This window comes from Novosphingobium sp. HNCC26BN242, assembly GCF_057180525.1.
This window is the reverse complement of sequence record NZ_JBXUGM010000002.1, coordinates 620343-643180: the sequence shown is the minus strand read 5'-3', so window position 1 is coordinate 643180 and position 22838 is coordinate 620343. Positions and strand designations below refer to the sequence as shown.

21 protein-coding genes are annotated in these 22838 nt (G+C 58.7%); 4 read left to right on the top strand and 17 right to left on the bottom strand.

Annotated features, from left to right (window positions below; translation table 11 throughout):
* Nucleotides 1-154 precede the first annotated feature (154 nt).
* Complete coding sequence (locus AC2A1F_RS10700) at nt 155-1264, top strand: acyltransferase family protein (protein WP_484208735.1); 1110 nt, start codon at nt 155-157, stop codon at nt 1262-1264.
* On the opposite strand, the gene AC2A1F_RS10695 is transcribed toward AC2A1F_RS10700, so the two are convergent.
* The 8 genes from AC2A1F_RS10695 to AC2A1F_RS10660 form a co-directional block, all read right to left on the bottom strand.
* Complete coding sequence (locus tag AC2A1F_RS10695) at nt 1242-2651, bottom strand: hypothetical protein (RefSeq protein ID WP_484208734.1); 1410 nt, start codon at nt 2649-2651, stop codon at nt 1242-1244. The two genes, AC2A1F_RS10700 and AC2A1F_RS10695, sit on opposite strands and share 23 nt — an antisense overlap.
* A gap of 75 nt (nt 2652-2726) precedes the next feature.
* Nucleotides 2727-3563, bottom strand: a complete 837-nt coding sequence (locus AC2A1F_RS10690) for a 2OG-Fe(II) oxygenase (protein WP_484208733.1) — start codon at nt 3561-3563, stop codon at nt 2727-2729.
* Nucleotides 3564-3662: 99 nt separating this feature from the next.
* Nucleotides 3663-4067 carry a VOC family protein gene (locus AC2A1F_RS10685; RefSeq protein ID WP_484208732.1) on the bottom strand — a complete coding sequence of 135 codons (405 nt, stop codon included), beginning with the start codon at nt 4065-4067 and terminating at the stop codon, nt 3663-3665.
* 7 nt (nt 4068-4074) lie between these two features.
* Nucleotides 4075-5121: a hypothetical protein gene (locus tag AC2A1F_RS10680; RefSeq protein ID WP_484208731.1), complete on the bottom strand. Its 1047-nt coding sequence runs from the start codon at nt 5119-5121 to the stop codon at nt 4075-4077.
* Nucleotides 5122-5128: 7 nt separating this feature from the next.
* Complete coding sequence (locus AC2A1F_RS10675; protein ID WP_484208730.1) at nt 5129-6682, bottom strand: MBOAT family O-acyltransferase; 1554 nt, start codon at nt 6680-6682, stop codon at nt 5129-5131.
* A 15-nt stretch (nt 6683-6697) separates the two neighbouring features.
* On the bottom strand, nt 6698-7630 hold the full coding sequence (locus AC2A1F_RS10670) for a class I SAM-dependent methyltransferase (RefSeq protein ID WP_484208729.1): 933 nt from the start codon (nt 7628-7630) through the stop codon (nt 6698-6700).
* Between the two features lie 53 nt (nt 7631-7683).
* Entirely contained in the window at nt 7684-9588 is a 1905-nt protein-coding gene (locus AC2A1F_RS10665; RefSeq protein WP_484208728.1) for an HAD-IIIC family phosphatase, read from the bottom strand.
* Between the two features lie 40 nt (nt 9589-9628).
* Nucleotides 9629-9886 carry an acyl carrier protein gene (locus AC2A1F_RS10660; protein WP_484208727.1) on the bottom strand — a complete coding sequence of 86 codons (258 nt, stop codon included), beginning with the start codon at nt 9884-9886 and terminating at the stop codon, nt 9629-9631.
* Between the two features lie 302 nt (nt 9887-10188).
* On the opposite strand from AC2A1F_RS10660, the gene AC2A1F_RS10655 reads away from it, so the two are divergent.
* Complete coding sequence (locus AC2A1F_RS10655; RefSeq protein WP_484208726.1) at nt 10189-10458, top strand: spike base protein, RCAP_Rcc01079 family; 270 nt, start codon at nt 10189-10191, stop codon at nt 10456-10458.
* Entirely contained in the window at nt 10458-14882 is a 4425-nt protein-coding gene (locus AC2A1F_RS10650; RefSeq protein WP_484208725.1) for a hypothetical protein, read from the top strand. The genes AC2A1F_RS10655 and AC2A1F_RS10650 overlap by 1 nt, the downstream gene beginning before the upstream one ends.
* On the opposite strand, the gene AC2A1F_RS10645 is transcribed toward AC2A1F_RS10650, so the two are convergent.
* The 5 genes from AC2A1F_RS10645 to rfbA are packed head-to-tail and all read right to left on the bottom strand — an operon-like array spanning nt 14804 to nt 18985.
* The gene (locus AC2A1F_RS10645; RefSeq protein WP_484208724.1) at nt 14804-15586 is read right to left on the bottom strand and encodes an SGNH/GDSL hydrolase family protein; all 783 of its coding nucleotides are present in this window, start codon (nt 15584-15586) and stop codon (nt 14804-14806) included. The genes AC2A1F_RS10650 and AC2A1F_RS10645 overlap by 79 nt on opposite strands.
* Nucleotides 15587-15590: 4 nt before the next feature.
* Nucleotides 15591-16652 (bottom strand): dTDP-glucose 4,6-dehydratase, encoded by a 1062-nt coding sequence (rfbB, locus tag AC2A1F_RS10640; protein WP_484208723.1) that lies wholly within the window; start codon nt 16650-16652, stop codon nt 15591-15593.
* Complete coding sequence (gene rfbD, locus AC2A1F_RS10635) at nt 16645-17505, bottom strand: dTDP-4-dehydrorhamnose reductase (RefSeq protein WP_484208722.1); 861 nt, start codon at nt 17503-17505, stop codon at nt 16645-16647. Before rfbD ends, rfbB begins: the two co-directional genes overlap by 8 nt.
* On the bottom strand, nt 17502-18047 hold the full coding sequence (gene rfbC, locus AC2A1F_RS10630) for a dTDP-4-dehydrorhamnose 3,5-epimerase (protein WP_484208721.1): 546 nt from the start codon (nt 18045-18047) through the stop codon (nt 17502-17504). Before rfbC ends, rfbD begins: the two co-directional genes overlap by 4 nt.
* Complete coding sequence (gene rfbA, locus AC2A1F_RS10625) at nt 18044-18985, bottom strand: glucose-1-phosphate thymidylyltransferase RfbA (protein ID WP_484208720.1); 942 nt, start codon at nt 18983-18985, stop codon at nt 18044-18046. The genes rfbC and rfbA overlap by 4 nt, the downstream gene beginning before the upstream one ends.
* Before the next feature lie 204 nt (nt 18986-19189).
* Between rfbA and AC2A1F_RS10620 the strand changes: the two genes are divergently transcribed.
* Complete coding sequence (locus AC2A1F_RS10620) at nt 19190-19990, top strand: hypothetical protein (RefSeq protein ID WP_484208719.1); 801 nt, start codon at nt 19190-19192, stop codon at nt 19988-19990.
* Nucleotides 19991-20031: 41 nt separating this feature from the next.
* On the opposite strand, the gene AC2A1F_RS10615 is transcribed toward AC2A1F_RS10620, so the two are convergent.
* From AC2A1F_RS10615 to AC2A1F_RS10600, 4 genes are read right to left on the bottom strand one after another with little or no spacing between them, the layout of a single operon-like run.
* On the bottom strand, nt 20032-20307 hold the full coding sequence (locus tag AC2A1F_RS10615) for a PqqD family protein (protein WP_484208718.1): 276 nt from the start codon (nt 20305-20307) through the stop codon (nt 20032-20034).
* The gene (locus tag AC2A1F_RS10610) at nt 20304-21137 is read right to left on the bottom strand and encodes a hypothetical protein (protein WP_484208717.1); all 834 of its coding nucleotides are present in this window, start codon (nt 21135-21137) and stop codon (nt 20304-20306) included. The genes AC2A1F_RS10615 and AC2A1F_RS10610 overlap by 4 nt, the downstream gene beginning before the upstream one ends.
* A 32-nt stretch (nt 21138-21169) precedes the next feature.
* Entirely contained in the window at nt 21170-22294 is a 1125-nt protein-coding gene (locus tag AC2A1F_RS10605) for a methyltransferase domain-containing protein (RefSeq protein WP_484208716.1), read from the bottom strand.
* Between the two features lie 34 nt (nt 22295-22328).
* Nucleotides 22329-22577 carry a hypothetical protein gene (locus AC2A1F_RS10600; protein ID WP_484208715.1) on the bottom strand — a complete coding sequence of 83 codons (249 nt, stop codon included), beginning with the start codon at nt 22575-22577 and terminating at the stop codon, nt 22329-22331.
* Between the last annotated feature and the right edge of the window lie 261 nt (nt 22578-22838).

Below are 22838 nucleotides of genomic sequence, written 5' to 3'. Positions count from 1 at the left end.
AACATGCTCAAGGGGCCAGTACCATCTGTCAGGATCGTGTGATTGCACTTAAGCAATTGCACGGATATGGTGTGCACTGCAACAAAGCCGTTGTCCAGTTTTCTGCGCCGCAACCGTGCGGGTAAATGATATCAGTGCGCTGCGAGGGAAGCTCATGCACAAGGATGCCACGTCACCCTCTGGCGCGACGGATATTCGTTTTCTTTCAGGTGAGGAAACCATCGGTGATCGGATGGATGGCCCCTTGGCTCGCCAGAATGCTTTTGATTCACTGCGCCTGATTGCTGCGCTTTCGGTCATCGCATCGCATTCCTTCATATTGACCACCGGCAACTACGCGCTGGAGCCGTTGTTTTGGGCGAGTTCCGGCCAGATCACCGTTGGCACACTTGCGGTTGGCATTTTCTTTGTCATCAGCGGCGTGTTCATTTCCGCCAGTTTCGAACGGACACGCAGCAAGTGGGATTTTGTCCGCAATCGCGCGCTCAGAATCATGCCTGCCCTGATCGTGGTAACCTGCCTGCTGGCGCTGGTCGTGGGTCCAATCGTGAGCACGACCGCGCTGGGAGAATACTTCGCCAACCGGGACACCTGGCTCTATTTCCGCAACATCGGTTTCCTGCCGATGGCGTGGCGTCTCCCCGGGGTATTCGAGAGCAACACGCTTCAAACGGTCAACGAGAGCATTTGGACGCTGAAGTTCGAAGTGGCCTGCTACATTGTTGCGGGCCTGACCTTGATGATGACGAGGCTTGCGCGCCCGCTGGTGTTGGCGGGCTGGCTGGCCAGCTTTCTGATCGTCCGTTACTGGCCCAACGCCAATGGTGTGGGTGGCGCAGAATACTACATTGTGGCCATTGCCCGCATGTTTCGCTTTTTCGGCGCGGGTATGCTGATCTATCTTTATCGCAACCACATCCCGCTTAATCGACGGCTGGCATTGCTGTCGCTGCTGCTACCTCTGCTGTTTCTGCAAACGAGCTGGTTTGTTGAGGCTATAGCATTCTTCGGTTCGTACAGTGTTATCGCATTCGGATATCTGGCCCCGCAAGGTTTTCGTGGACTGACAGCAAAGGGCGACGTGTCCTATGGAGTTTACATCTATGGCTGGCCGTTGCAGCAATTGCTTTGGCCGGTTGGCTCAGGCCTTTCGCTGCATTGGCTGATCAACTCTGTGCTGGCCGTGCCATTGGCGCTGGCCATGGGCTGGGCATCATGGCTGCTGGTCGAGAAACCCGCGCTCAACCTAAAGCGGCGGACCTAAGCGTATGGCGCAACGGCGCGGCTCGGTTGCGATTGACCGGAACGTCAGCAAGCCCGCCCGCCATACCTACCAAGATGATAAGCCATGCCATATCAGCCCCCCACGGTGCAGATGTCAGCAGTGATACGATGGTGGTTGATAGCGCAATAACGATGCCAGCGGCCATCCGACGCCCCTTCAACGATCCCAGTTCTGGCTTGCGCGCTGAAAGGCCAAGTTTGAACATGTTCAACAACGTGCCCAGCAGCATCATGATCGCGCAAGGAACCCCGTAACGCAGTGCCTGCAATAGCCAATAATTATCGACACTGTCGCTAACCATCCAGGCAGGGCGTTCATAGGAATTGAACAAGCCAATGCCGATCCATGGCGATTTGGCAACGCTTGCCACGCCATAATCCCAAATGAGCAAGCGGAAATAGCCGGTCTGTGGGTTGAGTGCTGCGTATCGAATCGCGAACTTCAAGAAGCCGCCCTGCGACAGCACTTCTATCATGACTGCGATGATAAAGATTGCGCCAAGCACAGGAGGCCAGCCAATGCGCAGGCGCTTCTGCAAAGCTTCATAGATACACAGGGCAATGCCGCCGAAGATGGCAACGATACCCGCCGAACTCCAGCCGAAAATGCCCCCGAAGCACGCAAACAGGCCAAGCCAGCGGCGCTTTGGCAAATCGGCTGTAATGAACAGCGGAGTCAACGACCCGAAGAACAGGCCCGCCGCGATGGGGTGCAGAAATGGCCCGGTGGCACGCAAAAGACCGACACGGATTTCGTAAATGCGGTTCAACGCCGCATCGGGCGAGTATCCCGTGATAGCCGAAACCGCAGGCCTGAAGAGGTATCGATGGCTGACGCTTTCGGCAACCATGACCAAGGCGACCCCGAGCAATAGCGGCGCAATACGATACAGAAACCTGCGAACATCAAGCGACGTACGGAAAAAGCTGCGCCCGAACAGGTAGGCCAAGACATGATCGAGCGTAACCGCGCCACCCGTCTTCAACGAAACATCGAGCGGATAGTGAAGCGAGGTTGCCACGAACATCATGACGCCCGATCCGATCACTAGCAGATCAGCCAAGCCGAAGCGGACCGGTTCTCGGGCTATACGCAGGATGATGGAGGGTATCGAAAGAATCAGCGCCAGCCGATAGGGATAAAGCTGGAAACCGACGAAATCGATGCGTGCTTCCGGCGACATCAGGATCGAGGCGAAAACCAGAATTGGAACCCAATCGGCCTTTGCTGCGATCAGCTTGAACGCTTCACGCCGATGCTTCGCCCATGCCTGACGGCGACTGAGCAAAGTGCCGCGCATGCTATCAGCCCCGGCTGGGCCTGAAGCTTCCTGACCAATGGCAATCGCAGGTGGGGCTGAACTCATTGCGCACCTATAGGGCGTCTGCCCTCGGTTGGCCATCGCCAAGCCGAGGGGCGGGACGCATCGTTGCGCAGAGTATCAATCTGCTGCACTGGATGACGACATCATGCGCTGGACGGCGGGGGGTGCCCAGTCCTTCCACATGTGCTGAGCGCGAACTTTCCAGTCCTTTCGGTCTGCCGTGCCGGGGCGTTCCTTGAAGACGGTGGTGCGCTTTGGCAGGCTGGCGATGCCTTCGAGCGGGGCCGTGTAATAATACGTGGCGATCGAGCGGCGCGCACGTTCAGGCGGGCAGGCCAGTGGATCGGGGTGGCCGTGGAAGCTATCAAGATCGGTGTTGAACACCACGGCGCGGCCGATCAGCGGGGCGACCTTGGTGGTGCAGCCCTTCATCTGCCGGTCCCACAGTTCAAGGTGGCCGCCCCATGATTCATCCCAATCATCGTTAAGATAGATCAGCAGGTTAAGGCGGCGTTGCAGCTTCATCTTGTTGTGCACATTGAAATCGGCGTGAACGCCCAGATGGCCGCCCCGCTTCGTTTCATGCAGGCCCCCGCCCAGATAGTATGGATCGGAAATCAGGCCCTTGATCCCGGTCATACCCGAGAGGAATGACAGGAAGGCCTGGCTGTTAAGCTCTGCCAGCAGATTGCGCACGCGCGGGCCGCATTCCTGCGGGTGATACTGATACTTGAAGCGTTCCTGATCCCGATCGAAAAATTCATGCCCTTCGCTGCTGGGGAATTCGGTGAGCAGTTCGCGCAGGATGGGCGTGGGCACGAAATCGTCAATCGCGATGTGGGGGAACGGCTGCGCCGACTGATAACGCTCGGCCAGCTGCTTGCCAGCTTCGGCGCACTGCGCCTCGTCAAAGGCGTAAAGACCCCCGCGGTCATGAAGTTCAAGGACGGTCATCGTATGTGCCTCATGCAGATCGGAACATTCAGGGATCGGGTATTTACTTAAGGTATATTGCAGGTGCGAGCAAGCCGCTGCGCCACGGGAGGCGGCCGGTCAAAGCGGTTGGACCAGCTCAATCTGGATGCCGCGGGTGGCCACCGGGTTGATGAAATTGCACATGAAATTGCCCGCGCCCTTGATAGGGGCCGGTTCCAGCAGCGACATGTCAGCCCGGGCGCACCATGCGCGGACTTCATCCCAATCGTGGATCTCGTAGGCGAAGTGGTGGACGCCGCCGACGCCGCGGTTGAACTTCAGCAAGGGGCCTGCATCGGCCACGACGAGTTCGATTGCGGTGCCACCATTGCTGTCGGGCTTGGTGAAGATGCACCAGCAGTGCCACTGATCGACATAGCCGCGATAGTCCTCGACCAGGCCGAACTGTTCGATATGGCGCTCGGCCGCTTCGAGATCGGGGATGACGATGCCGACGTGGTGCAGCTTGTACTGGGCAAACATCGCGAGATCACTCCGGCTTTAGAGGGGCGGTGGCGGGCGGCGGGAGCGTGGCGGTGATCTGATCGGCAAGCCAGGCGTTGAATTCGGGCAAGGCGCGATCGGAGGGATGGCCGGCGTCTCGGAAGAAATCGGGATTGTCCATGTGCGCCAGGTATTTCCACACCGGGCCATACTGGCTGAGCCAGGACTCTTCGACCGGAGCCGATGGCCCCTTGTAGTAGGGCTGGAACAGGAACACGAGCTGCGCGCCGTGCGCCTTGGCCAGAGCGGAAAGATCCCGCACCGACTGTCGCGATACGCCGAATTCCACATCTGTAAGCGAAGATGGCAGCAGCGGCGGCGTTGAATCCTTGGCGCGGAAGGCGGATTCTTCATCGAGATCGCGGGCGTGGGCCGGTGTGCCGACGGGGTGCGCAGGCACTTGCGGCTGCCAGCCGGGCATCTCCTTGTACCCGATGGACGAGCCGGGATAGCGAGCAGGATCAAAGACGGGGTTGACGCCGAAGGCTGCTGGCGCGGCGGTCTTGGCAAAGAGCATCATCTGGCGCATCGGCAGGGCGAACCAGGTCTTGGGCAGATTGCGGTTGATCAGGACGGGGCTTTTGACCACATCATCGACCGCAGCGAGGCTGGCGAAGGCCTGATGCCCATCGCGCGGCAAGGCCTCGACCACGGGGATCACGATCATGCTGATTTCTGGATGAGCGCGCAAAGCCTCACGCGCTTCGACGAGGCGGATGTCCATGCCGGCCGCAGGGAGCGACATGTTCAGCACCCGCAACGAACGGCCGCGGCTGGCGAGCCCCTCTTCGAGCAAGCGCGCATTGATGCCCACTTGCGTGCGCGACGATCCGATCACCAGCACATTGACCGGGGCAGGATCGAAATGCAGCCGTTCGTAGAAGTAGGCCGTGCTTTCGAACATTGTCCCCTTTAGCGACTGCCAGCGCAGGTAGGGGTTGTGCGGAAGCGCGACTGCGCCGCAGCAAAGCGCAACCAGACCCACCGCTACCAGAGCGAAATAGGCGCGGATCGAAAGGCGACGAGCGAGCATCCGGGCCTCAGAAATTGAAGTAGATGAATTCGCTTTGCCCGCGCGAGATGAAGGCAATGGCGAGGAACAGGGTGGCGGTCATGACAATGGCCCAGCCGAGAGTCGGCCGCCATACCAGCGGGACGACCGGCGGTGCGATCTTGCGCCAGCGGTCCCACCCGACCACCGGCTGATAGCGCTGCATGAACTGCTGCGTGTTCGGCATCAAACCAATAATGGCAAAGCCGACAATGGCGAAGACCAGCGGCTTGGTGATGATCTGCGCCCCGTTGACCGGAATCATAGCGAGAAGCGTATCAAGCGTGCGCAGATCGAACATGCCACGCCAAACGGTTACCGCATCGCCGATAGATTCCGCGCGGAAGACCACGTTGGCAAACATGACGGCAAACAGCGTGAGCAGGCGATAGCCGATCATGGCATAGCGGCCGGGTGGCCCCTTTTGCCGCCGGACCTTGCGCTGGCGCTGCTGCCAGTATTCGTTCACCGAAAGATAGAAGCCGTGCATCGCGCCGAACGCCACAAAGGTCCACCCCGCGCCGTGCCAGAGACCGACGACCACGAAGATCAGAAAGGTCGGCAATGCCACGGTGACATAGAAGCTGGCCTGCTTGCCCAGCCGCCGCTCAGCCGCAAAGCGCGCGAGCGGGAGCACCACCGGCTGATACATGTATGACACGATGAATTGCTGCAGCGTGATGTGCCAGCGCCGCCAGTAATCGACAATCGAGGCGGCGCGTAGCGGTGAATGGAAATTGGGCGGCAGCTTGATACAGAACATCCGCGCGATGCCGACGGCCATGTCTGAATAGCCCGAAAAATCGAAATAGAGCTGGATGGTGTAGGTTATCGCCGCCATCCACGCATCGGCCATAGCGATGGATGCGCCAGCATGGGCGCTGTCAAACACGGGCGAGGCATAGAGCGCGGCTGAATCTGCAATGACCGTCTTCTTGAACAGGCCAATGGCAAAGATCGTCAACCCGACAAGCATGTTGGCACTGGCGAAACGCCCAAGCCCGCGCCCGAAGAATTGCGGCATCATCTCTTTGTAGTGGACGATGGGGCCCGCGATCAGTTGCGGGAAGAAAATCACGAACGTGGCATAGCGGAAAATGCCGCCCGAACTGACATCGCGCCGCCGGATATCGACGAGATAGGCCACTTGCTGGAACGTATAGAACGAAATCGCCAGCGGCAGGATGATCTTGCCGATCGAATATCCCGTGCCAAACAGGGCGTTGACGTTATCTACGAAGAAGTTGGCATATTTGAAATAGGCCAGCACAGCGACGTTGACGACAATCCCGGCAAAGAGAATGTAACCTCCCGTCTTGCTGTCGTTATGACGCTCTATCTGCTTTCCCAGCAGATAGTTCACGGCCATCGAACCGATCAGGAGCAAGCTGTATTTCGGGGCCCAAAAGCCATAGAATACGAGCGAGCAGACGACCAGCCACACAAACAGAAAGCGCTGCAGCCCGAACTTGATCAGCAAATAATAGCCGAGCAACGATACCGGGAGAAAAGCCAGCAGAAACTCGAACGAGTTGAAGAGCATGTACGCGTCTTCCGCTTAGATGGGTCGGGCGAACATGCACACGGAAACAGTGACGGCGTTCTTCAGCGCTTTTTCCAGCTTCATGCCCTGGGTGGCAAACATGGCCTCAGACACGATCTCGAACCCGTTCTGCCGCACCAGATCACGCGCCTCATCAGGTGTGCGCATCAGATAGAGGTGATCGGGCGAAGGGCTGTTGATTGGCACGTTGACGAAGACCAGCCCTTCAGGAGCAATGATCGCACGCAATTTGCGCATCACTTCGGCCGGGCTTTCAATGTGTTCAAGAACTTCGCTCAACACGATGAAATCGAACTTCTCGTCGGTCTCGGAAACGCTCAGTGCATTGCGGACTTCGCAGTTCACGGTGTTGACGCCCAGTTTGGCAAGACCGCTGCGGGTGTGCTCCACCGAAACGGGCGACAGGTCCCAAGCAGTGGCCGAAGCCAGCCCGAAATCACGCACGGCAAGGTAGGTCATCAGCCCATGGCCCGGCCCGATTTCAAGCATGCGCGCATTGGGCGTGATCAGTGTTGGCGTGTGCTTGAAGTAGTAGGTGCAGCTTGCCACGTGGTTATACCAGATGACCTGGCTGAGCAGCAGGCCATCGACATAGCGCTCCATGTAATCATGATTCGAATAGACTTCGGCATCCGCCTCTTCGAAGGTTGTCAGGCGGTAGCGCCCCTCACGATGGAAAAACAATTCCTCGTCACGCAGGCGATCACAGGTCCAGCGGTAGTTTTCAGCCAGTTGCGGGAGACGTTCACCTTCAAGCGTCAGCGCAGCGTTTGCCAGAATTTCGGTCGTTTCAAATTCTTCGGCGCTACGGGCGGCAAAGCTCTTTTCAAGATAGCGGGAGTGATCCGGCCAGGCGTCCAGAATCGCTTTGGCAATCTTCAGCGTTGCAGGGCGGTTTCCGATAACATCTGCCAGCTCTTCGTGCATCTTTGGATCCTGCCTGATTGATGAAGGAGTGCCTTGGTTCAGCGGAACGGCGATCATGCTGCAACGGTCTTTGCAGCAATCGTCATCGGCAGCACAGGCACCGAGTATACATCCAGATCGAGCGACCAGAGGGTGCCACCGCCTTCGCGTTCGCCCGTGCAGGCAAAGCCGAGCTTTTCGAAATGCTTTTCGACCAGCACGTTCTTGGCCGTGGGAATATATTCACCGGTGAGGCGCGCGGCCCCGGCGGCCTTTGCTGCTGCGGCGACGTGGGCGAGGACGGCTTCTTCAACACGGCGGCCCAGAACGCGGCAGCTCATCAGCCAGGTGTCACAGTGCCACGCCTGCTCGCCCTGGTCGAAGATCACGACCGAGATCATGCCGTTATCACCGAAGCGATCAACCAAACGAACCTGCATCGTGAACTTGGCCGGGTCTGCCTGAATCGCGGCAACGTCAGCCTCGGTATAGCGGCGCGTGGTGAGATTAAATTGGTTCGATTTGTTGATCAGCTGCGCAATGCGTGCGCGGCCAAGATCGTCGAACGGCGCAATGGTGCATTCCATGTCGAGCGAGGTGAGATATTCGTCGAGATTGCCGACTTTTTGCAGGGCCGAAGCGCGCTGCGCATTGGCCTGATACATATCGGCGCGCTTGCGGTCTTCATCATTGAAGGCGACGGCTTCGAAATATCCGGCGAGCGAGAGCAGGCGGACATAATCGGAAGGTTCATCGCCCACTTCGGGCACAGCGACTTCAGGCAGCTCCTGCCGCACACGTTCACGCTCTGCCGGGTTATCATCGAGAAATACGAGTGCATCGGTGCCGATGTTCAGCGCCTGCGCGATGGCCCTGAGGTTGGTCGCCTTGTCGGTCCAGTTGGCGACGAAAACCGAAATGTGGTCTTCCTTCAGCACCATCTCATCATGTTCGCGGAACGGCATCAGCGCAGCGGCTTCCTCGTTCTTGGAACAGACGGCAAGGATGATGCCACGCCGACGCAGATCGAGCGCGAGGGATTGGACAGCAAGGTGCGCCTCCCCTTTGGCCGAGCCCTGTCCGAGCTTGATGCCATCGACGCCATCGTCGCCGATGATCCCGCCCCACAGGGTGTTGTCGAGATCGAGCACGAGGCACTTGCGCGAAAGCCCACGCGCAGCAGCGAGCAGGCGGCAGAGGTGATCGGCATAGAGTGGCACTGCATCCAGCGCACAAGGCAGCTTGGCATCGTGCCAGCGCAGCGGATCGTGCCAGCGGGCAAGGCCGACGGTTTCAGCCAGCGCGGCCATACCGAGCAGGAGATCGGCGGGACCGGCAACCTCTTCGGCCAGCCGCTGATTGAAGCGGGCGATCAGCCAGCGGACTGAGCCGGGGACGCGGGCATCATAGCTGCCAAACAAGCTTTCCGCCGGGGTGGCCAGTGTGTGCAGCACAACGCCTGCGCCGATGTTGTTGCGCACGCCATCACGCAGCGAGGCCACGTAATCGAGCGCAGACTGTACCGCCTCATGCGCGGCTGCGGCTTCGAACTGCGGGCGCGCAAGGCCCAAGGCCGCCGCATCGAGCGCGAGGAGCACAAAATCGGGCTTTGCCTGTGCCAGCGACGAAGCTGGATCGAGCACCGCCTGCGCAAGCTGGCCGTAATCGGTCTGCACTGTATCGACCAGCAGGCCATGCCGTACAGCGGTAGCCGGCAGGGCATCGGCCACAAGATCGACAGTATGGGTTGCAGCAATGCCAAGCAGCACCGGACGCAAGCGCCCCTCGGCACGCAAGGCACCGCGCCGGGCATCGACAATCTTGCCCAGCGATCCAAGCTGCGAAAGATCCAGCGAACATGCAGCAAGTGCAGCAAGTTCGGCCGCTGAAACGGTCTCAGCGGATTTCAAACCGCGCACGCGGGTGCGGAAATCTGCAGGCGCCGGGAGCAACCACGGCAGCGAAAGAACATCGGACATGATCAGGCGGCCCTTGGCAAATGCTGCCGTTCAACCACGATCAGGCAAGCTTTTGCTGGATCAGGTCAACCATTTCGCCAACGTTGTTCAGGCTTTCGATTTCGCTGTTGGAAAGGCGGAAACCGAATTGCTTTTCCACTGCGACCATGAAACGGATGTTGGACAGGCTGTCCCATTCCTCAACATCGGCAGCGCTGAGATCATCGCGATAATCCAGTTCATCGAGGTCGAAGACGTCGATCATGATTTCGGTCAGCTGCTCGGTGATTGCGGAACGTTCCATCTGATCCTTCTTCATCTTGCGGGACGAGCCCTGACTGGCAAGGCGCCATGCACGGCCCAGAACATGAGTCGGCATATAAACCCTTACGCATATGTCCATAGTGGTGATTCCTGACATTCGCAACTGCAGCATAGCGAACTGCCTACGCAATTTTGCTGATGCAAAATCCCTGAAAAACGATGATTTTTTGCCAAACTTTAACACATAAGGGCCGCGCTCCGGCCAAATTCTGAAGCTCTCAAGATTCAACTTTCCTACAAAACAACGCTCGTGTTAGCCAAATGTTCTTATTTTGTTCATTTGGTGGAGCGCGTTCTATGGAGAATGATTTTTTTGCTGGTTCAGCCAACAGCCTGACTTCTCCTGCCGAAGACTGCTTCGTCATTGTGCCAAGCGATAGCGAAAATCTGGTTCAGGCAAGCAAGGCAATCTTCATCGGCCAAGGTGGTGACGTTCGGCTTCTGCCGTTGCGAGGATCCGAGCCGGTCACGTTCATCAATCTCGCTCCGGGATCCATGCTTGACGTGCGCACGCGCAAAGTGATGGCGACCGGAACGACAGCAGCCGACCTGATCGGTCTGGTCTGATGGCGGGCTTTGGCTTTGGCTTCGGGCGGATCAGCCGACGCAGGACGGGGCGGCGCGAAACCGGGCCGTTGCCGGTCAGAATCCTGCCTTCATCCCAGTGGAATGGCACAGCCGGAAGCGGATTTGCAGGGACAGCGGTTCCTGCCGATCCGCAACGCCTGACAGCAAAGCCTGCAATGCGGTTGCTGGTGCCTTCTGACCAGTTTTATTCCGGAAGTCTGTTCGTGGGTGTGGTCGCCGGTGCGAACAACGGTGGATCGTTGCTGCAGAACATGGGCCTTGCCGGCGTGATGGTGCATTGCGAAGGCACCCAGAAAATGATCACGCAGCCGACCTGGCGCACCTACCGGGACGTTAACGGCACGGTCCGCACCTGTTTTGGCTGGTGGGCGCAACTGGCCAACGATGGACGCAGTGGCGCAGCGCACGTCTATTTCGAAGCCATACCGCTTGACCCGGCAATGCAGAGCCGGGTGATCGGGCCGATCCGCTTTTATCCGGCGCAAACCCTGCATGATCGCTCGCTGACGATCGAGCAAGACCTTCCAGCGATCGCCGGCAGCCGCTACCCGTCGATCGGACTGGCGCTGGCTTATCTTGCATCGGTTGGGGCAGAAAATCCGCTGATTACCATCCGTGGCGGTGGAACAATCGATATCGGTCAGGGTCCGTCCAACACGTATACCCCTGCCGGTTATTGCACGATCAGAGCCGATCAGCCTGTGGTGATCGCCAAGTCCGGCTTTACCACCGAGGCCGCGGCGGCAATCAGGACCCGGTTTGACGGGATGCGTTTCAGCGGCAGCAATATCACAATTGATGGTCGCTTCATCTCAAGCATCTTTCAGGAAGACCCGGGCGGGCGCCAGCACTGGCTGGATGGCGTGACCATCATCAACTCTGGCGGACGCGACGAAATGTGGCGCAGTGCGCCGCGCAAGCTTTCGCAATTTGTGCGCAATGCAGCGTGGTTCACCGAGTGCACGACCGATGGTTTGCCGAACATCATGAACGGCGCAACCCTGGTGCGGAACTGTTCGCTCAACAATGGCTATCAAGATGTGGTCAGCGATGCCGCGTGCGTTGTGCATACGCGCACCACGGATTGGGATTCTTCGTTCTGGGCGCAGGACGTTCCCGCGTTGACCGTGACCTATACTGGTCCCGAAGCTACAGCGACAATCGAACTGGCGGGCAACAACGAAGCGCTCACCCGCGCGTTCACGGCACGCTGGGGAGCGAACAGCGCTACATTTACCGTGGGCACATCAGAAGCGATGGAAGCCAGCGGGAACTACCGCAACAGCGATGTTGCAGCCTGGCTCAACGGACTTGGCGTGGGCTTTGCAGCGGCCGTGCAGGATAATTCGCGCAGGGCGGCGGCTTGTGCACTGGCTGGAACGGCAGGACGCCCGTTCACGGCGCAGAATGTGAAGAATACAGTGCTGCAGATCGTGACGCAATTTGACGTGCACAGCGACTGGCATCAGCAAAACACCGGACGCATCACGGAAAACTGTGTGCTGGCCAACAATATTGCCACGGATCTGGTGACTCAGAATATCTTCCTGACGGCGAGCGGCGGCGCACGCGACTTTCTGGTTTTCAACAATGCATTCCACAACAAGACGTTGGGTGGAACCTACAACAGCTTCACTTCGATCAGCAGCCAGTTAGCCAATGCAAAGAGCCACGTGGTGATCGCGCACAACAGCCTGGCATCGCAAGGCTTTGTGTTGCGTGGGGATCAGGCTTTTACAGGCGATCCATGGTGCCTGGTGGCCAACAATGCCTTCCGCGACATTTCGTGGCCCGGTTCACGGGCCAACACGGATCTGGTGCGCGACAACCACGTGCAGGATGGAGCCACGGGCACGAATATCGGGCTGCGGACATTTGCAGGTGGAACACGCGAACAGAATTTCATGGCCAGCGAAAGAGGCGACTTCAGCGTTCGCGACACCCTGCACGCGATCCGCCGAACACCGGTGATCGCGTTTGACCGACTGGGCAATCCGCGCACCCAGCCCGAAGCTGCAGGCGCGCAGGCAGCTCAACCGATTGTCATGAGTGTGCCTTCAACGATTCCCGCGCCAGTGGCCTTTGGCGGGGTGCAGTTCCCAGCGTTCAATCGGCAATATCCGGGCCGGGCAGGCAACATTGCCTATCCCAGTGAAGGCATTGCTGCATCACCTTTGCTGAAGTTCGATGTGCCCGGCGCCTTTTTCATCATGGTCCAAGTGCCGTATGAGCGGACCAATCTGAACCGCGAATCCCGCGTCATCGGCAATGGCGCAAGCGGTGCTGCATCAACCTTCAGTCTGATACACTATGGCGACGATCACTTTGAAACGGCGCGCCATGACGAATTCCGATGGCGGGCCAGAGGATCCACCAGCGAGGCCATAGACCTGTCGGTCGACATTCAGCTTCGTGGCAGCCGTTGGCAACTGATCGTGGTATCATGCAACGGTCAGGGTGGGTACGCGATCAGCAGCTTTGCCCGTGGCGAAGCAAAGATTGCCGGAACCACCCAGACGAGCGCCAACGCGCAACTGAACGCTTTGGTCGGCACGCACGTGCTGCTGGGCGATGCAGCGTCTACCCCTGGCGCGTTGGGCGCATTGACTGCTCCTGCCGGCGCGTTTGATGGCGCGGTTGCATTTCATGGATTTGTGCTTGGCACAGCAGGCAACGATGCGGCGTGGCAGGCCATCGCCGAAGGTGCAGACATTGTGGCGAGCCTGCCGGACGCAACGGCCTTTCGCCTTATGCGCGATTACCGCCGCACGGCTGATCCTGCAAGCGGGCTGGCAGCCTATGCCCCGGGTGATGCGTCGGTTTCCGGCACCATTCACGGCACGGTTACCACTGCAGGTACATGCAGCCATCAACCCGAAGCGTTCCTGCATATCGACCGCTTGCCCGATGGCTATGTCGCCTGCCCCAAGGACGGAGAGCCCTTGGCAGAAATAGCGCTGCGCGGTGCGAGCCGCGGGATTTCCGGCGCGCTGTTTGCCCGCGTGGTTTCGACCAACGGTGAGCAACTCGTACCGCCTTTCGTGTGCAGCGGCACTGGCCCTGTCATGCCGGTTGCGCTGCGGCTTCCGCCATTTTCTGGCTGGGGCCATCTGGAATTCTGGCCCGAGAGCGATCCTGACGTTGTGTTTCGCATGAACAGCCGGGTGGGTTGTGGTCACAAGCTGAGCGTGATCGGGCAAAGCCAGTGCGACATCATGCTTTATGCGACCGCGATGACGCAGACACCTTCAGGTCTGACCTCATTCTGCGGGTACATTGGCTTGCGGTCTGATCCTGCGGACACGGGCACTGTCCCGGTCAGGCGATTCAGCACGGCAAGCCGTCCGCAGCTGTTCGTGATCGAACCGGAAATGACGAACACGTTCAATGGCGTAACGGCCATTGCCTCGCGCATCGAACCCTTTGGTTCGGGTCAGGCCCTATGCGTGATCGACACCTGCATTCCCGGCTCAAGCGCGCTTGACTGGATCCGGGATTCGACCACGGCACGCCAATGGGCGCTTGATGTGGAAATGGCGGGCCTCGCCGGAACCGACCGCGTGCCGATATGGCAATGGTATACGTCTGATGCGGGAAGTTATCCCGCCTTGCTGGACGGTGTGGTGCACGGCACCGGCAGCCTGACAGGCAATTACCGGTTGTTTGACGGAACGATCAATGCCCCCGGTTACAAGCTGGGCATCTGCCTGCCCACGCGCGCGACGACATCCAACGCAGGCCCGACCGCAGCAGATGATTTCGGAGTCGCACGAAGCGGTGCGCAGGCAGGGCAACTGCAATGGGCGGCGGCCAATCCGACGATCAGCGCCATCGGCCCTGCGGTGACCGACATGGCGATCGACAACCTTGCAACAGGAACCCCAAGCGGCCCCAACGTGAATTTGGGCGGGCCGCACCAGAGCCAAGTTCTGCCCGAAGGCGTGATTCGGCTGGGGACGCGCATTGGCGAGACCTACCTGCGGGCGCGCGGCCTTAGTCCATCGCCGGGCAATGCCCGGCTGGACAAGGCCAGCGCGATCATTGCCGCAAACCGGACCGCGATTTCGATCAAGGCCATTTTGCCAAATGGTGGGACATTGAGAACGCAGGACGGACGTGCTGTGGCAGGCTTCGAATATTCGCTGAATGGCGGCACGACGTGGCTTCGCAGCAGTATCAACGCAACGATCACCGCGCCCGACACGGTATCCTTGTCGCTGACCAGCGGGCCTTGGCCTGCTGGTGCCAGAATCAGTTATCTGCGGGGAGGCCCCTTCAGCTATGGCACGGCTGAGGAACTGACCGCGCACTACAAAGGCAGCCTTTATGATGGCTGCGAAGCGGACGCCGGGCTGGGTTTCCCGGTCCTCGAACTCTCCGCAGCAGACGCGCTGATCGTCTGATCTGCCAGCCAGAGGCCCAGTTGATTCTGGGCCTCTGGTGTCAGATGCACGGCATCGCGCTGCAACCGATCGGCAGCAGGATTGGCAGTAAAGGCTGCAGCCGAATCGCGGAAAATGCTGGACGTGGCGCGTGCCACGTCTTGTGCCGCAAGACGGTAAGGATCGAGCCGATGCTGCATGGCGCGGCTTCCCAATGGCGGCGGCGCGAGGAGCACGATCCGTGCCCCCTTTGCGCGCAGTCTGGTTACCAGTTCGATCAGATTGGCACGATAGGCGCTCAAGGGAACGCGGCGCTTGGTTGAAAGCCATGCGCGCGGAGCGGCATCGTTTGTGCCCAGCATGATGAAGGCAAGGGACACATCGCCTTCGGGCAGTGGACGAATGAGCACGTCACGCACGGTAGCACCGCCGAATGCGTGGACTTTGACCGCCCGATTGGCGGTCATCGCTTCAAGGAACGTGGCGGGATAGGCGAAACGCACGCCACCCACACGCGAGCCTGCGGTATTGCTGTCTCCGACGAAAAGGATTGTGCCTGTTGTCGGCAAAGCAATCGGGCCGACAGGCACGGGTTCGATCATGGACGGCATAACCATCCGCGTCCCGCCGATCGTCCAGCGCGGCAAATCGCCTGTGGCAACACCTGATCCGACAGCAAGCACCAGAACCGCCGCTGATATCCCGGCAATCCGATGCCAGCGCACCAGCCTATCCCTGCCGATTTACAAGCGGCTGCCACCAGCCTTCGTTTTCGAGATACCAGCGCAGGGTATTGCGCAGGCCATTTTCGAAATCATGCTGCGGCACGTAGGCAAGCTCTGCGCGCGCCTTCGTCTCGTCAATCGCGTAGCGGCGATCATGGCCTTTGCGGTCTTCGACGAAGGTTTTGAGTTCGCTGGTTGCGCGTCCTTTGGCCGCAGGGGCATCGGGGTAGCGGGCGGCAAGGCCATCGATCTCGGCAAAGGCGCGGTCAACTTCGGCACAGATACGGTCGATCACAGCCATGTTCGGCAGTTCCTCGCCTCCACCGATGTTATAGGTTTCGCCTGGCTGGCCGTTCAGCAGCGCCGCTTCGATACCCCGGCAGTGGTCCTCGACATAGAGCCAGTCACGCACATTCATGCCATCGCCATAGATCGGCAGCGGCCTGCCCGACAGCGCATTGAGAATGAACAGCGGAATCAGCTTTTCAGGGTAATGATAGGGGCCGTAGTTGTTCGAGCAATTGGTGGTGGTGACGTTCAGCCCGTAAGTGTGGTGATAGGCCCGCACCAGATGATCCGAAGCCGCTTTTGATGCCGAATAGGGCGAATTCGGCTGGTACTGGGTTGTTTCCGCAAAGGCTGGATCATTGGGGCCGAGCGAGCCGTAGACCTCGTCGGTAGAGATATGGTGGAAGCGATGATCGTGGCCCGAGCCTTCGTCCAGCCACACCTTGCGCGCAGCCTTCAGCAGGCTGTTTGTGCCAAGGATGTTGGTGTCGATAAACGCATCAGGCCCGGTGATTGAGCGGTCAACGTGGCTCTCTGCCGCAAAATGGACCAGCGTTGCCACATCGCGCGTGCGCAGCAGGGTTTCAACCAGGTCGGTATCGCGGATGTCACCCAACACCAGTTCGGCTTGCGCCACATCCGCAATGGTGGAGCGGTTGCCGGCATAAGTAAGGCAATCGAGCACAATGATCGTGTCATCCGGGTGCTGCTTGGCCCAGTAATGGACGAAGTTTCCGCCGATAAAGCCGGCGCCGCCGGTGACAAGCAGGTTAGCCAAGAGTCGATTCCTCTATCAGCATGGTCTTGAGATGGGTGCGCCAGTGAACATGCACATCACCCAGCAGTGCGCGAGTTGACGATACGTCGAGCACAGAAAATGCGGGGCGTTTTGCAGGCGTCGGATAATCGGCAGTGGCAATCGGCGTGACCGAAGGCACGCGCGGCAAAAGGCCAAGGGCATGGCCTTCCTCCGCAATGGCCACGGCAAAATCATACCACGATGCAACACCGGCATCGCGGTGATGATAGATCCCCGGCTGGTCCTTTGCAGCAAGCCCCCACAAAGTTTGCGCAAGCCCGGCAGCCCAGGTGGGGGAACCGATCTGATCGGCCACCACACGCAGTTCATCCCGCTCACGCATCAGGCGCAGCATGGTGCGCACAAAGTTGGCTCCGCCTGCAGCATGGACCCAACTGGTCCGCACGATGATCGCGTCCGTCCCAGCTGCATCTTCGCCCGCAGCCTTGGTCTGGCCATAGACCGATTGCGGGTTTCTGGCGTCATCAGGGCGATAGCCACATCCGCTGGTGCCATCGAAAACGAAGTCTGTAGACACCTGCACCAATCGGGCCGCCGATCCGGCAAGCGCGCGAGCGAATGCACCGGGTGCGGCAGCATTCACCGCCATGGCCAGATCAGGTTCGCTTTCGGCGCGGTCGACCGCGGTATAGGCTGCAGCATTGAGCACAAGATCGGGTTGGACCTGACCCATCATCCGCGCGATGGCATCGGTATCGGTGAGGTCGAGCGCGGCCCGTTCCACGGCAACGCACTCCCAGCCCTCTGGCTGCGCGGCCAGCAGCGCCTTGCCCAACTGGCCGTTGACGCCTGTAACGAGCGCCTTTTTCATGCAAACGCCTTTACATCGGCCAGCGGCACGCCCTCGGCATCCTTGGCCGACAGCTTGATGTCCAGCCCAGCCAGCGGCCATTCGATGCCAACGGTGGGATCATCCCAAGCAAGGCTGGCTTCATGCTGCGGCGCATAAAGCGCGGTGCATTTGTAGAGAAAATCGGTATCGTCTTCGAGCGTCAGGAAGCCATGCGCAAAGCCCTCGGGCACCCAGAACATACGCTTGTTCTCGGCCGAAAGTGTGACGCCCGTCCATTGGCCGAAAGTGGGCGAAGAACGGCGCAGATCGACCACAGCATCGAACACCGCACCGCGCACCACGCGCACGAGCTTGCCCTGCGGCCCCGGGTTCTGAAAGTGCATCCCGCGCAGCACGCCTTTTTGCGAGCGGCTGTGATTGTCCTGCACGAACGTGAGATCCAGTCCCGCTGCAGCAAACGCCGCCGCATTCCACGTCTCCAGAAAGAAGCCGCGCTCATCACCAAAGACCCGCGGTTCGATTATCAGCGGTCCGGGGATATTGCATTCGACGATGTTCACAGCCTGCCCCCCTGCGCCAGCAATTGCAGCAGGTATTCGCCATAGCCTGATTTGCGCAAGGGCTGAGCAATGGCTTCCAGTTCGGCGTCGGTGATAAAGCCTTGCCGCCACGCAATTTCTTCGGGGCAGCAGATTTTCAGACCCTGCCGCTCTTCGGTGATGCGCACATAAGTGGCTGCATCCAGCAAAGACCCGTGCGTGCCGGTATCGAGCCAGGCAAAACCGCGCCCCATGATTTCAACGGAAAGTTGGCCTTCGTCCATGTAGAGCCGGTTGAGGTCGGTGATTTCCAGCTCGCCGCGCGGCGAAGGCTTCAGGTCGCGGGCGCGGTCAACCACTGTTTCATCGTAGAAGTACAGGCCGGTGACGGCATAGTTCGATTTGGGCGCGGCAGGCTTTTCCTCGATTGAGCTGGCGCGGCCATCGGCATCGAACGCCACGACGCCATAGGCTTCGGGATTGTTGACGCGATAGGCAAAGACGCTGGCGCCGCTGCGGCGCTCATTGGCGTTCTGCAGCAGTTCGGGCAGGCCGTGACCGTAGAAAATGTTGTCTCCAAGCACCAGCGCGCTGGGGCTACCGCCGACGAAATCGGCCCCGATATGAAAGGCTTGGGCAAGGCCTTCGGGTTTTGGCTGCACAGCATATGTCAGCGATATGCCGAAGTCGGACCCATCGCCCAGCACGCGATGGAATTGGGCGGAGTCCTCAGGAGTCGTGATGATCAGGATATCACGGATGCCGGCCAGCATCAGCGTGCTGAGCGGGTAATAGATCATCGGCTTGTCGAACACCGGCATCAACTGCTTAGATACGCCGCGTGTGAGAGGATAGAGCCGCGTGCCCGACCCTCCGGCGAGAATGATTCCCTTGCGATCGGAGGTGCGATCGGAGGTGCGGTCGGAGGTGCGGCCGGATGAAGGTGCCGGTTGCGTCATATATACGTCTCTCCAAGGTGCCCGCAGACGAGGCATGTCGCCGTTGCGAATGCCGCACGGCTTTTCCGCATTGCAGCATAAAAATGCAAGACCAATTCCGAGTTGTCGTGACAACCCATGTTTGCGGTGCAGTGCGAATGTTGCAACGCCCCTAACCCAGTCATTCAGCGTGACGATTTGCCAAATTCGTGCTAGTTATGAAGGATGCAAGAGACCGTCGATGCTCCACCCGCTCTGGATTGGTATGATTCGCTTTGGCTGCGCCAGTACTTCGAGGCGAAGGACATTATCGCGAAGGTGGCCCCGCACCGGCTGGAGGAATTCGAAGGCGCAATGTCGGTTTTCAAAGCCGACCCTGATTTCGAAGTAAAATACGTGTCCGAATTCCTGAATGCGGCACGGCTTATGGAATTGAGAGAGATCATTGCCGCAATTCCGCGGGAACATTTGACGTTATATGAAATGCGCAAGTTTGGCCGCCTGATCGTTCACGATTGGCCACCGTTCACGCAGATGCAAAATGAGATAACGGATTTCGTGTCCGAACTGGCAGGCGAACAGGTTGAGCCACGCTACAATTTCTTGTCACTCTATTCGCGGCGCGGCATTTGCGAACCACATCTTGATACGCCGTCAGCCAAGTGGACGTTCGATCTTTGCATTTCGCAAAGCGATCCGTGGCCGATCAGTTTCACCTCGATCATCGACTGGCCCGACAGCCCTGAGGATCTGGTAGATGATTGGCGCGCCGTAAAGGCAGGGCGATCAAACCACGCGGTGAGCACGTTGACGCTTCAAGAGGGTGATGCCCTGCTTTTCACTGGTGCGAACCAGTGGCACTGGCGTGATCAGATCCCGGGCACGCAAGCGCGGGCCTTTTGCGACTTGCTGTTTTTCCACTACATCCCGATTGGCACTCTTGATCTGGTTCGTGCGCGCAACTGGGCGGAGATTTTTAATATCCCCGAACTGGCCGACATCACCAATGTCGACCGGGAATACTAAGGATCAGCCCGCCACGCCCTTGCAGCGGCGGGCCGCCTCCATCACGCGGCTAAAGACATCAGCCCCTTGCCGGTCATATCATCAAGCAATGCTGCCAAATCAGCATCCAGAATGGCCTCTGCAACATCGAACTCAGCCAGCAAAGCATCGCGCGCCTCGCTGACACTACGTCCCTCTTCAAGCAGCTGCCAGAAGCGGCCGCCGACCGGATTGAGGCCGAAGTAGGTCCCGCTGGCAAGATCAAGCAGCATCGTTTCCTCGCCCACTTCGCGAGCAACGACATCTTCGGACAGTAAGTAGTTCTGGGCAAAAGTCATGGCTGGCATCCTATCTTTCGGGCATGCAATACGATGTCGGATACAATTTCGGAGATCCGCGTCAGATTGCGCGGATAATCCATCCGAAACATGGGGAAGGTTTCAGCCAGTTCCGCCATGGTGCGGAAATGATTGCGGATACGCGGCTTATCCTGCGAATCGAGCAAGAATGAATTTTTAAGCAACGCATCAAGCCCGGCTGACGCTGTGAGAAGCTCGAATGTTGCCGTGCTCGCGCCGGCATCTTCCAGCACATAGATCGCCTTCAGCGGCGCAGGTGCAGCAGCGTGGGGCAGCAGGGCGCTTGCAACAATGCGCGATTTGGGTGCCCATTCGCCATCATCCGGTTCGGCCACTTCTGCACCGCCAAATAACGCGTCCCTGCTGTCTGGCATCAGCCGGACAGAGGGAAGATAGGGGCGGACCTGGAGTCCTGCATCAGTGTTTTCAATCAGCATGCCGTCATCGGTCAGGAAGGCATGGCCATGGCTGGCAAAGGCAGCGGCTAGCGTTGATTTGCCGCGCCCGCTTGGCCCGAGAAATCCATAGGCAAAGCCATCGATTACCACGCAACTGGCGTGGAGCACCGGTTTGCCTTCGTATGTCCAGACTAGGGGCATGATCTGGTTGCTGAAGATATTGCGTACGTAGTCTTCGGAGACTTCCGGCAACGGCGTACACCTTACGGTGCGGCGCGCCAGATCGATCTCGAAATCCGCACCTTCCAGAAATCGCAGCAGAAAGCCGTCATCAGTGCGATGAAAGGTCGTCGATGCCTCGCCATCGTCTTCGCGCCAACAGTCGAAGGGTTCTGCGGCGATATCATCCATCTGCTTCGCCGGACACCAAACAAGCGAATAGCTCATTCTGTATAGTCCGAGAGGACATCCTTCACGAAGCGGGCGACCTCGGTTTCGCTGGGCATGAGTTGTGGATGATCACGAATCACTGCTAGTTCGATTTCAGGACCGTTGCGTGTGCCATCCACATAACCAAGCACGATCTTGAGCGCTTCGGCACGATCGTTGGCCTTGCGGGGAGAAAGCGCCGGAGCCAGCTTGCGGCTGGTCGAAAGTGGCAGCGACGCCCAATTGGAATAGCGCTGCAACCGTCCGCTTTGCGGGTCACGCGCGGTCCAGGCGACGATGCCAGTGACATGATTGAACTTCACGGTCACATCGACCGTGTCACCTGCCTTGACAGTCAGAGGAGCATCGAAAGCGAGGAAGATCTGGTGGCGGCTCATGGCTTCACGCGCTAGCGGTGAATTCGTCATGCGCACGCCGCCGCCCAGTTCGCACCCAAACCAGCCACCGATACCGTCAAGTACGCCATCTTCGTCGATGACTAGGCTGGCCTTGACGCTGATCACATCGGGGGCGTCTTCACCAAGCGTGTGCGAGCCGACCTGTACAGGCTCGGTCGCGATCTCGGTCGGCACAAAGTCGACGACATGCTTGGTATTGACAGCATAGCTACGCAGCCAAGCATATTCGCCCGGAATGTCGCTGGTCTCCCAGACGCCGAGCAATTTGCGGCAGTTTTCAGATCTGATGCCTGCAAGGAACAGATCAATCCGCTGCGGGATCATCTTTCCGCCCGGCTTCAGGAAGCGCTTGCGGGCATCGGCCATCAGATTGATGATGCCATAGTCGATGCCGAAATAGCCGACGTGATCGCAGATCAGTAGATCCACCAGTTCCGGCAATTCTGCGCGGAACGTAACGTCGCCAATGCAGCCGTAGACATCGCCAAAACCGGCCCGGTCAGCCGCTTCTCGGGCAATATCGATGGCGTCGGTCGAATCGATACCCCAAACGCGAGCGGCTCCGGCCTTCAGGCACATCAGCCCGAAAACGCCGAAGCCACAACCAAGGTCAGCAACCTTGTCGCCTTCAGAAAGTACCTTTGCGATTGCACGGTCGTACAAATCTGCACGACGCGTATCGATCAGGTAACCCCGGTGCTCTTCCAGCGTATCTGCCACAGACAAACCTATTCCAGATACCCAGAAGAAACGATTACCTCATCATGAACATGAGCATGGCATCAGAGCCGGTTGCGCTCATCCCGCCGGTCAGTTCACGCACCGAACCATATACCGTAAGCGAAGGACGAGCATAGGAACGACGAGCCTTGGGGGCGTTCGGATTGCGATCAGTCACAGCACTTCTCCTTAAATCGGTTGCGCTTTCTTTCTTTTCCGCAGACGACTGGTCATCGCCTCGGAAAAGCAAGAAAAACGTCAAACAACGAATGGTTTCTTCCATTTTGGAATAACTTATCCGTTGTATTGAGGCAAGTTTTTTTGCAATGCACAAGATTAGGTGTCCGAGCTGCGCCCTTGTAGAGAGCATATGCAAACGGCTGAAAAAGAACTATTTATTTGCAATCAGCGGCCCGAGTTGCGTCGTTGATATTAACCTAAGTAAATATAACGTCATTGATTAATCATTACCTAAGTTAGTCTTTTTATCCATACGCGTATAACTTTCGTTTACTTCTAAAGTAATAGCGAGCCTTGGATTCGA

What these genes read in the sequence shown, in the direction of transcription:
- AC2A1F_RS10650 (WP_484208725.1), top strand. Translation starts at nt 10,458, where the DNA reads ATGGCGGGCTTTGGCTTTGGCTTCGGGCGGATCAGCCGACGCAGGACG.
- rfbD (WP_484208722.1), bottom strand. Translation starts at nt 17,505, where the DNA reads ATGAAAAAGGCGCTCGTTACAGGCGTCAACGGCCAGTTGGGCAAGGCG.
- AC2A1F_RS10615 (WP_484208718.1), bottom strand. Translation starts at nt 20,307, where the DNA reads ATGACTTTTGCCCAGAACTACTTACTGTCCGAAGATGTCGTTGCTCGC.
- AC2A1F_RS10700 (WP_484208735.1), top strand. Translation starts at nt 155, where the DNA reads ATGCACAAGGATGCCACGTCACCCTCTGGCGCGACGGATATTCGTTTT.
- AC2A1F_RS10670 (WP_484208729.1), bottom strand. Translation starts at nt 7,630, where the DNA reads ATGCACGAAGAGCTGGCAGATGTTATCGGAAACCGCCCTGCAACGCTG.
- AC2A1F_RS10675 (WP_484208730.1), bottom strand. Translation starts at nt 6,682, where the DNA reads ATGCTCTTCAACTCGTTCGAGTTTCTGCTGGCTTTTCTCCCGGTATCG.
- rfbA (WP_484208720.1), bottom strand. Translation starts at nt 18,985, where the DNA reads ATGACGCAACCGGCACCTTCATCCGGCCGCACCTCCGACCGCACCTCC.
- AC2A1F_RS10610 (WP_484208717.1), bottom strand. Translation starts at nt 21,137, where the DNA reads ATGGATGATATCGCCGCAGAACCCTTCGACTGTTGGCGCGAAGACGAT.
- AC2A1F_RS10690 (WP_484208733.1), bottom strand. Translation starts at nt 3,563, where the DNA reads ATGACCGTCCTTGAACTTCATGACCGCGGGGGTCTTTACGCCTTTGAC.
- AC2A1F_RS10600 (WP_484208715.1), bottom strand. Translation starts at nt 22,577, where the DNA reads ATGGAAGAAACCATTCGTTGTTTGACGTTTTTCTTGCTTTTCCGAGGC.
- AC2A1F_RS10685 (WP_484208732.1), bottom strand. Translation starts at nt 4,067, where the DNA reads ATGTTTGCCCAGTACAAGCTGCACCACGTCGGCATCGTCATCCCCGAT.
- AC2A1F_RS10660 (WP_484208727.1), bottom strand. Translation starts at nt 9,886, where the DNA reads ATGAAGAAGGATCAGATGGAACGTTCCGCAATCACCGAGCAGCTGACC.
- AC2A1F_RS10620 (WP_484208719.1), top strand. Translation starts at nt 19,190, where the DNA reads ATGCAAGAGACCGTCGATGCTCCACCCGCTCTGGATTGGTATGATTCG.
- AC2A1F_RS10655 (WP_484208726.1), top strand. Translation starts at nt 10,189, where the DNA reads ATGGAGAATGATTTTTTTGCTGGTTCAGCCAACAGCCTGACTTCTCCT.
- AC2A1F_RS10680 (WP_484208731.1), bottom strand. Translation starts at nt 5,121, where the DNA reads ATGCTCGCTCGTCGCCTTTCGATCCGCGCCTATTTCGCTCTGGTAGCG.
- AC2A1F_RS10695 (WP_484208734.1), bottom strand. Translation starts at nt 2,651, where the DNA reads ATGAGTTCAGCCCCACCTGCGATTGCCATTGGTCAGGAAGCTTCAGGC.
- AC2A1F_RS10665 (WP_484208728.1), bottom strand. Translation starts at nt 9,588, where the DNA reads ATGTCCGATGTTCTTTCGCTGCCGTGGTTGCTCCCGGCGCCTGCAGAT.